Source organism: Marinilactibacillus psychrotolerans (assembly GCF_900101525.1).
Lineage (GTDB): Bacteria > Bacillota > Bacilli > Lactobacillales > Carnobacteriaceae_A > Marinilactibacillus > Marinilactibacillus psychrotolerans.
The window spans coordinates 1-13,059 of the sequence record NZ_FMZD01000019.1; the positions used below are offsets into that span (position 1 = coordinate 1).

The following is a 13,059-nucleotide window of genomic DNA, read 5'->3' on the forward strand; positions in this document are numbered from 1 at the left end:
TACGGGCAAAGTACTAGGCGAACGAAGAGAGCGTAGTCACCGCTTAGCAGGCTCGTTTGAAGCGAAGCGAGTTACGGCCACAGTACTAGGCGAACCTAGAGAGCGAAAACAAACAAAAATAAAAGGAAGGAGCAACTAAAATGATCATCCACACGCTTGGCCCAAGTAGTACAGATAGTTATGCAGCAGCAGAATCGCTTCTTAAGTCAGAGGAGGATGATATCGTTGAGTATCCGTCTTTTGACAGCTTGCTTCATAATCTAGATCAGCTTAAAGGTCAGCATGTATTATTTCCAGTAGCTTTTAAAAGTGCAAGAAAAGAATACGGATGGAAAGAATTCAATTATGATTATTGGGACAAAGTTGAATTAGTTAAAGTTTTCAAAAAAAATACTAAACCAATGGTATTGGTGAAAAACACAAAATATGTAGAGAATACGGCGATGATTCATCCGGCAACAACTATATTTATGAAAAAATATTTAGAGAAGATAGCAGATCGGACACTGATTCATTTTACCGATAGTAAATATAAAGCGTGGACAGCTTTTCGAAAGAAAAAAATGAAGTACACCATTATCAGTGAAGATGTATATGAAAAAGAGAAATATCCGGAACATAGAGTGGAAGAACGCTACGAACCTGTAATGGTTTGGTGTTTGTACAAAATAAATGAATGAAAAAGAGGAGAATAATAATGATAATCGTATTAAAACAAGGGATAACAGCTGATTCGATCAAAAAAATTATAGAAAGACTAGAAGCAAGAGGTGTATCTGTCAGTCATTTTTCAGACATTAAGAGAGATTTTCTAGGGCTTATTGGAGATACAAGCGGGATTGACACGCATCAATTACAGGCATTGACGGAAGTGGAACAAATCTTACGGGTTGAAGAACCATACAAACGAGCGAATAGAAAATTCCATCCGGAAAATTCAGTCGTGAAAATTGATAAAGAAACAATCGGAGGCGGTCAATTAGGTATTATTGCCGGACCTTGTTCTGTAGAAAGCGAAGAGCAGATTATCCATGTAGCCAAACGCATTAAAGCAGCGGGTGCAAACTTCTTACGTGGAGGGGCTTTTAAACCGAGAACATCTCCGTACAGTTTCCAGGGGCTAGAGTTAGAAGGATTAAGAATGCTGCAAGCAGCAAAAGCTGAAACAGGTCTTCCGATTGTTACAGAGCTAATGTCTACAAAATGGATTGATGAATTTGTAGATTCGGTAGATATGATTCAGATTGGTGCCCGTAATATGCAGAATTTTGATTTACTGAAAGAAGTTGGAAAAACTAATACACCGGTTCTTTTAAAACGCGGTTTATCTGCCACATACAAAGAATGGTTGATGTCAGCGGAATACATTATGTCTGAAGGAAATGAGAATGTGATCTTATGCGAAAGAGGCATTCGTACCTTTGAAACAGAAACTAGAAACACATTGGATATTCAAGCTGTGCCAGTAATCAAAAAGTTGTCTCATTTACCAATTATTATTGACCCAAGTCATGCTGGTGGGATGTCTTACCTTGTTGAAGCTGGAGCAAAAGCCGGAATTGCAGCCGGAGCTGATGGTCTGATGATTGAAGTCCATGATGATCCAGCAAATGCGTGGAGTGATGGAGAACAATGTCTGACACCAGACGAATTTGCAGAACTAATGGTGAAAGCTCGTAAACTAGCAGAAATCGAAGGACGTTCTATTCAAGAAGCATCAACACTCTTGACAAAATAATATAAGGAGGTAAAACATGCCTGAAATCACTGTAGAGATTCCTGTAAATGAGACAAGTTATACTTTGAAAATCGAGAAACAACTTTTAAATAAAGCGGGTAAGGAGATTGCTCAGATCTTTAACGGTTCAAAAATCATGGTCGTAACAGATGAGACAGTTCACGGTTACTATGGTGAAACAGTGTTAAATCAATTGAAAGCAGTGGGATATGACGTTCAGTGCATTGTCTTACCGCCGGGAGAACAAACAAAGACATTCAGTTCCATGCCTGATATCTACAGCCAGTTAATAGAATCTGGATTAACGAGAAGCGATCTGATTATTGCATTAGGCGGGGGTGTAGTAGGAGATATAACAGGATTTGCAGCTGCGACTTATCTAAGAGGAATTTCTTTCGTGCAAATTCCAACAACTTTACTTGCGCAAGTAGATAGCAGTGTTGGTGGTAAAGTCGGTGTAGATTTACCTGAAGGAAAAAATCTGGTTGGAGCATTCTATCATCCAGATTTAGTGATGATTGATCCATTAGTACTTGCAACTTTGACAGATGAGTCATTTGCTGGTGGGATGGCAGAAGTCATCAAGTATGGTTGTATAAAAGATCAGGCATTTTTTACTCACCTGGCCGAATGCTCTTCAAGGTCAGAAGTCATGGAACAGATCGAATGGGTTATTGAAACTTGTTGTACAATAAAAAAAGAGGTTGTACAGGCAGATGAAAAGGATACAAGTGAACGGATGCTGCTGAATTTTGGACATACTCTAGGTCATGCGATAGAAGCTTATTATAACTATGAAATGTATTCTCATGGTCAGGGAGTTGCAATCGGGATGGTAGAGTTATCAAAAATCGCAGAAGAGAAATCTCTGACAAAAAGTGGCACAACTGAAAAAATCATTTCTATCTTAGAAAAACATCACTTGCCGACACAACTAGTAGAACCTAAAGACTATGCGGAAATCTTATCTTACATTAAAAAAGATAAAAAGAATTTTGAAGGCAGTTTAAATGTCATTATCTTAGATGAAATTGGAAAAGCACAAAAATACAAAACAGATGGACAGTTTTTTGATTCATTAAAGAAAGGGGGAACAACAAGTTGACGACTTTAAAAGTTATTCCCAAAAAATTAAATGGAATAGTAACGGTTCCTCCTTCGAAAAGCATGGCGCATCGAGCAGTCATTTGTGCTAGTCTGGCAGATGGCCGAAGTGTAATCAGTAATATCCAGCTGTCGGATGATATCAAAGCAACTATTGAAGGCATGCGAGCATTTGGAGCGGTGATTCTGCACGAGGGAGACACCCTGACTATTGATGGAGTTGGCTTAGGAACATCTAGGCGTAGTCAGAAAATTGATTGTAATGAATCTGGCTCTACACTCCGTTTTCTTGTGCCATTAGCGACGCTGTTTGAAGGAGAAACACGATTTACAGGAAAAGGGAAATTAGGTCAGCGACCGCTAAAAACCTATCAGGAAATATTTGAGCATCAGTCACTGAGATATGAATCAGCACCAACGGATTTACTTGATTTGACGATTGAAGGACATTTGAAACCAGGTGTTTATGAAATGGCTGGAGATATCAGTTCTCAATTTATTACAGGTATGCTGCTGACACTGCCGCTGCTTGATGGAGAATCGGCCCTTAAAATCACAACCAATTTAGAATCTAAAGGATATATTGACTTGACCTTATCTGTACTCAGTACTTTCGGAATAGAGATTGATCATGACAAAGAGTATAAATATTTCAAAATAAAAGGAAACCAATCTTATCAAGCACAGGATTATGAGGTAGAAGGTGATTATTCACAAGCTGCTTTCTGGTTAAGTGCTCGAAAGTTGGCTAATGAGATTTCAGTCGAAGGACTGAACGAAGACTCTCTACAAGGCGACCGGGAAATCGTAGAGATATTGGAAGAGTTGAGTAAGCAAATGGATGAACGGGTGATAGACGGTGCCCAAGTACCCGACATTATTCCAATCGTTGCCTTAGTTGCTGCCTTGAGTAAAGGCACAACAAGACTAATCAATCTTGAGAGACTTCGGATCAAAGAAAGTGATCGCTTAATGGCCACTCAAAAAGAATTAGTAACTTTAGGCGCAAAGATAGAGGTTGTAGGAGATGCATTGCATATTGAAGGTATTCCAATATTAGAGGGCGGTCAAGAGGTCTGGAGTCATAAGGATCACCGAATGGCGATGATGCTGGCGATTGCTTCAACGATGTGTAAAGTACCAATTATCATTAAGGATACAGAGTGTGTTAAAAAATCTTATCCCGATTTCTGGGAAGTTTTTCAAGAAGCAGGAGGAGAAATACATGAGTGGAATATGGGGTAAAAACGTACAAGTCTCAATATTTGGAGAATCCCATGGTGTGGCAATCGGCATTACAATAAATGGTTTGCCACCGGGATTAGAAATAGATATGGAGCAAGTACTATTTGAAATGGCAAGAAGAGCGCCAGGTAGAAACGAACTGACGACACCAAGAAAAGAAAAGGATCAACCGGAAATTTTAAGTGGTCTATTAGATGGCAAGACAACAGGAGCACCACTTACTGCCATTATCTGGAATACGAATACACGCTCAAAAGACTATAGTGTACTTAAAAATGTCATGCGACCGGGACAGGCAGATTATCCTGGGCGGATGCGTTACAAAGGTCATAATGATCATCGAGGAAGTGGGCATTTCTCAGGTAGAATCACAGCACCGCTAGTTTTTGCAGGAGCAATCTGTAAGCAGTGGCTTAAACAAAAAGGTGTAACGATCGGATCGCATATCCAGTCGATCGGTATGATTGAAGATGAATCGTTCGCTGATCAAAAAGAAGTAACTTTAGAACAGATTCAGTCTTTCAAAGAACAGCAATTGCCATTATTTAATGCTGAAAAAGAAACAGAAATGAAAGATTTGATCGTAGAAGCAAAAGAAGAGGGCGATTCTGTGGGTGGAGTGGTTGAAACCTTTGTATTAGGATTAGATGCAGGTTATGGAAATCCATTTTTTGATTCTGTCGAGTCTCAATTAGCGCATTTAGTCTTTGCAGTCCCGGCAATCAAAGGGATCGAATTCGGAACAGGGTTTGATATCACAAAGATGCGAGGCTCAGAAGCAAATGATGAATACTACTATGATGAACAGGGACAAGTTAAAACTCGTTCAAACAATAATGGTGGTATTATCGGTGGTATTACGTATGGCATGCCGGTTGTTTTCCGAGCAGCAGTCAAACCACCAGCATCCATCAAGAAAAAACAACAGACCATTAATGTTAGAGAAGAGAAAGCGGCTGAGCTGGAAGTGGAAGGCCGACATGATCCGTGTATCGTACCACGTGTTCTACCTGTATTAGAAGCTGTTACTGCACTTGGATTGATGGACTTGATGATGGGAGGACAGCATCATGAGTGAATTAGAACAATATCGACAGGGAATTGATGCAATCGATCAGGATTTGACCCGATTATTCGAAGCGCGATTAAAGACTGTACTGAAAGTTGGAGAGTATAAAAAAGAGCATAACCTACCTGTGCTAGATGCCAGTCGAGAACAGAAAGTGATCGCTAAAAATGTAAATCGTCTAGAAGACAAGCAATTTGAAGAAGAGCTGACAAAGTTTTTCCAATCTATGATGGACATTACTAAAGAGACTCAAACGAAAATGATGAAATCATAAATAAAAAGCAATGAATATCTATTCAGATACTCATTGCTTTTAGCTTATCTTATTTGACCTTCACCAAAAACGATATACTTAGTAGAAGTTAATTCAGGTAATCCCATGGGTCCTCTAGCATGCAATTTCTGAGTGCTGATCCCAATCTCAGCTCCGAAGCCGAATTCAAATCCATCTGTGAATCGAGTCGATGCATTAATATAGACTGCAGCTGAATCAACTTCTTTATGGAACTGCTGGCTGGCATTATACTCACTCGTAACAATTGCTTCAGAGTGTCCGGTGCTGTAGTGATTAATATGAGTAATAGCCTCATCAATAGAAGAAACAACTTTCACTGCTAAAATATAATCTAAGAATTCTGTTTCCCAATCTTTTTCAGTAGCCGGAATCGACTGAGTAAAAATAGCTTGAGCAGCTTCGTCAGCACGCAATTCTACGTTCCATTCTGTTAAAGCTTGCTCAATAACAGGAAGAAAGTCTTCTGCAACCTCTTCGTGAATCAACAAGGTCTCTGCGGCATTACAGACAGAAGGTCTAGACGTTTTTGCATTGACAATAATATCTGTAGACATTTTAAGATCAGCAGTTCGGTCGATATATATATGACAGTTTCCAGTGCCTGTTTCAATAACTGGAACAGTAGCATTTTCTACGACTGTTTTAATCAGATTCGCACCGCCTCGAGGAATCAAGACATCTAGGTAACGATTCAACTGCATCATTTCTCGAGCTGTCTCTCTGGAAGTATCTTCAACAAGCTGAATGACTTCTTTTGGGAAAGAGGTAGATTCTAGCCCCTTTTGAAGCACTTCAACGATTGTTTTATTTGAATGAAAAGCTTCTTTTCCTCCACGCAGGATTACGACGTTTCCTGATTTGAAACACAATCCCGCAGCATCAGAGGTCACGTTAGGACGTGATTCATAAATGATTCCAATAACGCCAAGCGGCACAGTCTGCTGCCCAATTCTTAAACTAGCTTCATTTGTCCACATCTCTTTAACTAAGCCAATCGGATCGGAGAGTAAAGAAATATCTATTAACCCTTCAGCCATAGCGGTAATGCGTTCATCAGTCAGGGTTAAACGGTCTAGCATAGTATCGTTAATCCCATTTTCTGCTGCAACAGCTGTATCTTTTTGATTAGCTTTTAAAATCTGTTCTTTATGAGTCAGTAAAGCTTGAGCCATCTTATTCAAGGCATTATTTTTCTCCTTGGCAGAAGCATGGGCAAGGAATTTAGTAGAAGCTTTTGCATGTTTGCCTAAGTTGATCAAAGTCATAGTGAGGTTTCTCCTTTCTGAGCAGGGGTAAACAACGTACCAAGCTGTTCACCAGCTAAAATCTGGAATAGAATCGCAGGATCTTCTCCATTTGCTAAAACCATTTGTTTTTTTTCTTCTAGAACTTTTTGTGCAGCATTTAGTTTAGTTGTCATCCCACCAGTTCCAAAACGAGAACCTGAATCGCTCGCTAAGGCGTATGTTGCATCAGTGATTTCATCTATTGTGTTAAATAATAGAGCATCTTTATGAGCTGTAGGATTCTTGTCATAGAAGCCATCAATGTCAGATAATAGAATAAGCAAATCTGCATCTGTAATTTCTAAAACAATAGCGGATAAAGTATCGTTATCACCAAAACGAGTTAAATGTTCCAGTTCTTCAACAGAAACGGTATCATTTTCATTTACAATAGGAATAACATTTTTGATTAGTAATTGCTCAAAGGTATTCGCAGTATTTTTTCGGCTAACAGGAAAATCCACAACATCCTTTGTCAATAAAACTTGACCGACTTGATGACCATAGTGGTAGAAAAACTGACTATATAAATTCATCAGTTCTGTTTGCCCAATGGCTGCAATGGCTTGTTGCTCAGGTATCGTCACTGGTCGTTCTGTTAGATTCATGCGAGACAATCCTACTCCAATTGCTCCGGATGATACAAGGATAACCTGCTTACCTTGATTTTTTAAGTCGCTTAATACGAAAGCAAGTTTTTCTAACCGTTGCAGGTTAATGGATCCATTTGGATACATAATTGTACTTGTTCCAACTTTTATTACGATACGATTACTTTGTGATAATGATTGTCTGATAGAAGTTGACATGGGTTCATCCATTCTAATATTGAGTATCTAGGTACTTATTTTTCTGAAAATTCATAATTTCTCACAGTATAACAATTTATATTAAGAAAATCTAGATACGTATCCAATGATTTAGCGAGATTGTTTTCCGTCAGCATAAAAAAATCAGTTAGTTAAATTCTGAAGAAAAAATGCAGAATTATTACTATCCGTTTTATTGATTTCTTTATCTACAAGAGGAGTTAGTTTACTTTCAGACAAATTTATTTATTGAAAAGCTGATAGAATTTTAAAAAAGTTAGAATGTTCCAAAAAACCATTCTCTAGTTCAGGAAGATAGAGAATGGCAGGAATTGCTTTATTCACTTAATTCAAATTCTGTTAAAGAAAAATATACATTTTCATCTTTTTCATTGTTGCTCGTTAATTTCCCGCGATAGGTTAGTTCTCCAGTTTCAAGATCGTTTGTTTGAATAAAAGATGTGCTGTTTTTATCAGCATATATTTCTTCATAAGAATAAAGCGAATCATTGAAGATAAAAGTGGGATATAATGTACTACTTTCAGCTGACCCTGATATTTCGGTAATTTTGGATAAGGCTACAGGAGATTTTGCGGTGTCGGCTTTGTAAATAGTGTAGCCATGTTCAGCTGCAGCTGCAATATATAAACCTTCTTCTGCTTCTAAAACTACAGGCGAGCTTAATTTTTCTAAATCTGGCATATCTAAAATTTTATCTTCAGAATAATCATAAAAAGCCATTTTGCTTACAGTAGATTCTCCCTCGTCTGAATAATAGGTAGAATTCAAATTCAAATATCTGGAATTACTAGTGCTTAATCCAGTATAGTTTCCATTATTTGTATCATTAAACTCGGAGTCAAATTCTCTTACAAGTTTTAACTTTGGCTCGGAATCTTCTAAATCAACAGATAATACGGATAACGCTTCGGTATTGGTAGAAGGATTACTGGTCCCGACAGTAAAATAGATTTTGGGATAGGTAATGTAAACATCTCTTAAATTCATAAAATCAGATTTTTGCAAATTATCCGGTAAAGAAAAAACATCCGTAGTTTCTTTATTGGTGGATTTTTCTAAAACAGAAACTGATAACTGATTGGCAGTGCTTTTCGACCAGTAAATATCTGATCTGGAGGAAGCATAAATGATGCGTTCTTTGTTTTCTTCAAAAGTAGCATAAGGAGATTTCCCTCTTAAAAATGATGCATGTTTGTCCTTTATTTTGTTGATTAAGGGGTTAGTTGAATGATCGATTTTATCTAAAAAAGATAGTTCTTCAAGAAAAGTAAAGTCTCCATTCTGATAAACAAAACTTGGATCATCCGAGTCAGTGTTCGTAAAAGCATAACCAGCTAGATAAAGAGCGTCTATATAAGACGGATCGCCTTCAATAGTAGAAAGCGTTAAGGTTTGATTAGTTGAATTCTGCCCTTGAGAAATGCTATAAACACTAAAAGTGATGAGCGTAAAAATAATTGTTCCGATTAATTTCGTGTATTTAGCCACTTTTTTCAGTCCTTTCTATACAGTGATTTTATTTTTGAGTAAATATCGACTAATTAGAATAGAGGATACACCAACTATAAAAGCAAAAATACTCATTAAAATAATCAATTCGGAATTAAACAAAATAAAATTATTTTTAAAAATTACCAAGATTAAATTTGGAGAAACTACAAACCCGAAACAGATAGTGGCATAAAGGATGCCGAGAAGAAGTCCTTTGATATGGTAGCTTCTTTCTAATAAGATAATTGTAAATAATACTAAAATTGAAACGAGACCTAGACCATATGCACCTAAAAACACTTCTAAAATGTTGGGAAGGAGTATTGGGAAAATAGTTCCTCTGCTAATAACTTCAGATATAGTCATAGCATTGAAAAACCCTGCTGGTATTAAGTTGGGTAATATAAGACTCCCGATCCATAAAGAAAAGATCTGTAAAGAGAGTAAACTGAAAATGCCTATGAAAACCATAAGTAGTTTAGCAAAATAGATATGCATCCTAGATATTGGCAACATCAATAACCGATAGATAAAAGTATTTTTCCCTAGCCATTCCCGATACCAGATAAAGATTGAAAAGAATAAAAAACCAATAATCCCTAATGCTATTGGCCCTTGAATCCAAAGCGATCCAGTAATGCTTTCCAATGAAAACGACCCATAGAATTCTATATATTGCGAGACATTTAATGACTCTGATTTCATGATATCATTTGCGTTTTTAACATAAGCAAGTGGGCCAATAATGTACCCAGCCAAATTAGTTAAGATTAGAATGGTCATAATACTGAACAGGAATTTGTACATCCGTTCAAATTCAAAGTTCACTAATCTAATAAAATGTTTTAATTGATTTTTCATACGTTGAAAGCCTCCCTCATGACATCTACTACAGACATGCCTTCTTTTTCTCTCATTTCTTCAGCATAAAATTCTTTTATAATCAAACCATCGTCAAGTAAAACTACTTTGTCGATTAAGTGTTCAATGTCAGCAATTTCATGCGTGGTAATCAGCACACCTCGGTCTTCTACCAACCGACTGCTGAAGACTTCTGCGATTTGTTCTCTAGTAAAAATATCAATTCCCGAAAATGGTTCATCCATTAATATATAGTCTACATCCAAAGATAGACCAACGAGTAAATTAACTTTTGCCTGATTTCCCTTTGATAGATCTTGTATTTTGTCCGTTGTTTTTAAACGAAAGAAACGAATCAAATCTTTTGCTCGCTTATCGTTCCAAGCAGAATAATAATCTTTCATGAAATCAATTGCCTCTTGTACAGTCATACCTGGCAGCATAATAGAAGCATCTGGGATAAAAGTGATTTTGTTATATAGCTCAGGTGATTGAGCTTGCCCATCTACTAAGATTTTGCCTTTTTTAATGGGGGTTAAATTCATAATGGAGTTCAATATAGTTGTTTTACCAACTCCGTTAATTCCGATTAAACAGGTAATATCTCCTTTATCAGCAGTGAAGGAAACCCCTCTTAATACTTTTTTTCTTCCAAAATCTTTATGAATATCTATAACTTCTAACATTTTTTAACCTCCAACTTTAGTATGATCCATTTCAGTTTTGATTAATTCTGTTACTTCCTCTATAGAGATATCTACAGTGCGAATAGCACTGACGAAGTCTTTAACAGCCTGATTTACCCATGCTTGTTTTAGCTGCCTTATGATATTTGGATCTTCAGTTATTTTACTAGGTCTATTGGGTTCAGTATGAATCAATTTCTCTACCTCCATTTCACTGTATGCACGTTGTACGGTGTTGGGATTTATCTTTAAATCATTAGCCAACTGTCTTCGAGAAGGGATTTCTTCTCCAGGCTCTAAGTGTCCAGCTACAATTTCTTTTTTTAGAAAATGCATTACTTGTAAGTAAATAGGGTCACGTTTATTTAAAATCAAATCCATATGCAGTACTCCTTTCTGATAAGCTAAGTAACTTAAAATAATCAATTTCTTCTCTGAGGCTATTTTAAGAACTTATGATTCATTCACACTTCATCTGTATTAATTGATTAATACACCTTGGGCAAAGAATGCTAAGTGTATTAAGTTGGTGATACATTCGATAGGTGTATTATATAGTGCATACACTTAGTGAGTCAACTGTTTATTATACTATCTATTAGAATTTAGAAAAATTTAAAGAGTTAAAAATGGAAAAGAGTAGTGCTAACAATATGTGGATAATTGAAGTAAGTAGAAGTAAGTGTTATGGGTACAGATTGATTGAGGGAGTAAAAAACATAAGCGTATAGGCGTTTGGTAGAATCTATAATTAGAAAAATCCTGTTATCTGTTTTTTTAAAAACAGATAACAGGATTTAGGGATAAGTCTTAACGGATTAAACCAGCTAATTTAGGTAACAGTTTTGGACGTTCTGTCCCGTCTAGACGACGTTTCAGGCTGTAGTAAGAGAATGTTAATGGAACAAGTGCAGCTAACCAAGCCAGTGGGTTAGAAAGTGTAACACCTGCGAATCCTAAGGAATTTGAAAGCAGCAACGCAGCTCCAACTCTAGAGAATAACTCCATAATTCCTGCCATTGTAGGCGCAGTACTTTTCCCAAGTCCTTGAAGTGTATAACGATAGATAAATAACATAGCAAGCAAGAAATAGAATGGCGCATTTGTTGCAAAGTACAAATGAGATAAGTCTAGAATTTCTGTATTTCCTGAGCCTACGAAAAGTGCAGCAAGCGGACGACCAAAGAATACTAATACTAGACCGATAACAGCACTGTAAGTTAATACAACTTTTAATGTAGTGCGTACACCTTGCCATACACGCTCAATATTGCCAGCGCCGTAATTTTGAGCTGAGAAAGTAGCCATTGTGATACCAAAAGAAACCAGTGGTAAAGTAGCAATGCCATCTATTTTTTGAGCTGCAGTCGTTGCTGCAACAGCTTCAGGTCCTAAGCTATTTAACGTCATTTGGATAGCGATAGATCCAATTGCGATGATTGAGCTTTGGAATCCCATTGGGAATGCAATCGCGGAGTGCTCTTTTATTTGTTTAAATCCAGCTGCCCAGTCTTCTTTATGAATACGTAAAATAGGAACATTTTTCTTGATATATAGTAATCCGATTATACTAGACACAAATTGAGAAATAACAGTTGCTAAAGCTGCTCCAGCAACACCCATGTCAAATACTAGAATAAAGGCTAAGTCTAAAACGATATTCAAAATAGACGTAATGATTAAGAATACTAGCGGTGCACGGCTATTTCCAATAGAGCGTAAGATATTTGAGATCAAGTTGAACATTACAGCTGCTCCGATACCAGAGAACAATACAATCAGATAGCTGTATGCATGTTCAAGCAATTCAGCAGGAGTATTCATGAATTCTAAAATTTGACGAGTGAAGATGACTGCTACAATAGTCAAAATTACACTCATAGTTCCAGAAATAATAACACTAGCTGCTAAGTTCTGTCTGATTTTAGTTTCATCTTTTGTTCCGAAGCGTTGTGCTGTCAATACAGATAAACCTGCAGTCAATCCGATTGCTAGTCCTAAGATTAAACCGTTGATACTGCCAGTTGCCCCAACAGCTGCAAAAGCTTCGACACCGATGGTTTTACTAACGATGAAAGTGTCTGCCATTTGATACATTTGTTGGAATAAATTTCCTAAGATAAGTGGGATAGAGAACATTACGATTAATTTAAGTGGGTTGCCTTTAGTCATGTCTTTGTACAATATGATAACCTCCAGTTATGCTTGAGTCGTTTTCGAATAATTCATTATTTAGGTTGGCTTATGAATAAGTTCAGTAATAAATAAATGGTTAGCCAATGAGTGATTGATTTCTTTTTATAAAGCGTATCGAACAATATTTATTGTTAACACTTTTGACAAGTATAGGCACTTTTTAAAAGAATACAACCCCTTTTGAACTATTCTTTGTGAAAGGAATGTGAACGGGGTTGGATGCTGTTTCAGTTATGCGTTTTCATTGTTATTGCAGA

13 protein-coding genes are annotated in these 13,059 nt (G+C 36.9%); 6 read left to right on the forward strand and 7 right to left on the reverse strand.

Going from position 1 to position 13,059, the window contains the following annotated elements; genetic code table 11:
- Positions 1–140 precede the first annotated feature (140 nt).
- The 6 genes from BLT22_RS09620 to BLT22_RS09645 are packed head-to-tail and all read left to right on the forward strand — an operon-like array spanning position 141 to position 5,430.
- Complete coding sequence (locus tag BLT22_RS09620) at positions 141–680, forward strand: hypothetical protein (RefSeq protein ID WP_091762843.1); 540 nt, start codon at positions 141–143, stop codon at positions 678–680.
- A gap of 17 nt (positions 681–697) precedes the next feature.
- Positions 698–1,738: a 3-deoxy-7-phosphoheptulonate synthase gene (gene aroF / locus BLT22_RS09625; RefSeq protein ID WP_087057352.1), complete on the forward strand. Its 1,041-nt coding sequence runs from the start codon at positions 698–700 to the stop codon at positions 1,736–1,738.
- 16 nt (positions 1,739–1,754) lie between these two features.
- Positions 1,755–2,843: a 3-dehydroquinate synthase gene (aroB, locus tag BLT22_RS09630; protein WP_091762845.1), complete on the forward strand. Its 1,089-nt coding sequence runs from the start codon at positions 1,755–1,757 to the stop codon at positions 2,841–2,843.
- Positions 2,840–4,087, forward strand: coding sequence for a 3-phosphoshikimate 1-carboxyvinyltransferase (gene aroA, locus BLT22_RS09635; RefSeq protein WP_091762847.1), 1,248 nt, complete (start codon positions 2,840–2,842; stop codon positions 4,085–4,087). Before aroB ends, aroA begins: the two co-directional genes overlap by 4 nt.
- Positions 4,068–5,165, forward strand: a complete 1,098-nt coding sequence (aroC, locus tag BLT22_RS09640; RefSeq protein ID WP_087057355.1) for a chorismate synthase — start codon at positions 4,068–4,070, stop codon at positions 5,163–5,165. Before aroA ends, aroC begins: the two co-directional genes overlap by 20 nt.
- Positions 5,158–5,430, forward strand: a complete 273-nt coding sequence (locus BLT22_RS09645; protein ID WP_087057356.1) for a chorismate mutase — start codon at positions 5,158–5,160, stop codon at positions 5,428–5,430. Before aroC ends, BLT22_RS09645 begins: the two co-directional genes overlap by 8 nt.
- A 44-nt stretch (positions 5,431–5,474) precedes the next feature.
- Here the strand turns inward: BLT22_RS09645 and BLT22_RS09650 are convergent, their stop codons facing one another.
- From BLT22_RS09650 to BLT22_RS09680, 7 genes are all read right to left on the reverse strand, one after another.
- Complete coding sequence (locus BLT22_RS09650) at positions 5,475–6,716, reverse strand: glutamate-5-semialdehyde dehydrogenase (protein WP_091762849.1); 1,242 nt, start codon at positions 6,714–6,716, stop codon at positions 5,475–5,477.
- Positions 6,713–7,546: a glutamate 5-kinase gene (proB, locus tag BLT22_RS09655; protein WP_091762852.1), complete on the reverse strand. Its 834-nt coding sequence runs from the start codon at positions 7,544–7,546 to the stop codon at positions 6,713–6,715. Before proB ends, BLT22_RS09650 begins: the two co-directional genes overlap by 4 nt.
- A 337-nt stretch (positions 7,547–7,883) precedes the next feature.
- Positions 7,884–9,056, reverse strand: coding sequence for a hypothetical protein (locus BLT22_RS09660; RefSeq protein ID WP_091762854.1), 1,173 nt, complete (start codon positions 9,054–9,056; stop codon positions 7,884–7,886).
- Positions 9,057–9,071: 15 nt separating this feature from the next.
- Positions 9,072–9,920: a hypothetical protein gene (locus tag BLT22_RS09665; protein WP_087057360.1), complete on the reverse strand. Its 849-nt coding sequence runs from the start codon at positions 9,918–9,920 to the stop codon at positions 9,072–9,074.
- A complete protein-coding gene (locus BLT22_RS09670; RefSeq protein WP_087057361.1) occupies positions 9,917–10,606 on the reverse strand; it encodes an ATP-binding cassette domain-containing protein in 690 nt (229 codons plus the stop codon). Before BLT22_RS09670 ends, BLT22_RS09665 begins: the two co-directional genes overlap by 4 nt.
- A 3-nt stretch (positions 10,607–10,609) precedes the next feature.
- Positions 10,610–10,987, reverse strand: a complete 378-nt coding sequence (locus tag BLT22_RS09675; protein WP_087057362.1) for a GntR family transcriptional regulator — start codon at positions 10,985–10,987, stop codon at positions 10,610–10,612.
- 429 nt (positions 10,988–11,416) lie between these two features.
- Positions 11,417–12,790: an MATE family efflux transporter gene (locus BLT22_RS09680; protein WP_226910091.1), complete on the reverse strand. Its 1,374-nt coding sequence runs from the start codon at positions 12,788–12,790 to the stop codon at positions 11,417–11,419.
- Positions 12,791–13,059: the final 269 nt, after the last annotated feature.

Coding starts and splice junctions, on each gene's coding strand:
- aroC (WP_087057355.1), top strand. CDS start 4,068: ATGAGTGGAATATGGGGTAAAAACGTACAAGTCTCAATATTTGGAGAA.
- aroB (WP_091762845.1), top strand. CDS start 1,755: ATGCCTGAAATCACTGTAGAGATTCCTGTAAATGAGACAAGTTATACT.
- proB (WP_091762852.1), bottom strand. CDS start 7,546: ATGTCAACTTCTATCAGACAATCATTATCACAAAGTAATCGTATCGTA.
- BLT22_RS09650 (WP_091762849.1), bottom strand. CDS start 6,716: ATGACTTTGATCAACTTAGGCAAACATGCAAAAGCTTCTACTAAATTC.
- BLT22_RS09675 (WP_087057362.1), bottom strand. CDS start 10,987: ATGGATTTGATTTTAAATAAACGTGACCCTATTTACTTACAAGTAATG.
- aroF (WP_087057352.1), top strand. CDS start 698: ATGATAATCGTATTAAAACAAGGGATAACAGCTGATTCGATCAAAAAA.
- BLT22_RS09670 (WP_087057361.1), bottom strand. CDS start 10,606: ATGTTAGAAGTTATAGATATTCATAAAGATTTTGGAAGAAAAAAAGTA.
- BLT22_RS09665 (WP_087057360.1), bottom strand. CDS start 9,920: ATGAAAAATCAATTAAAACATTTTATTAGATTAGTGAACTTTGAATTT.
- BLT22_RS09620 (WP_091762843.1), top strand. CDS start 141: ATGATCATCCACACGCTTGGCCCAAGTAGTACAGATAGTTATGCAGCA.
- BLT22_RS09645 (WP_087057356.1), top strand. CDS start 5,158: ATGAGTGAATTAGAACAATATCGACAGGGAATTGATGCAATCGATCAG.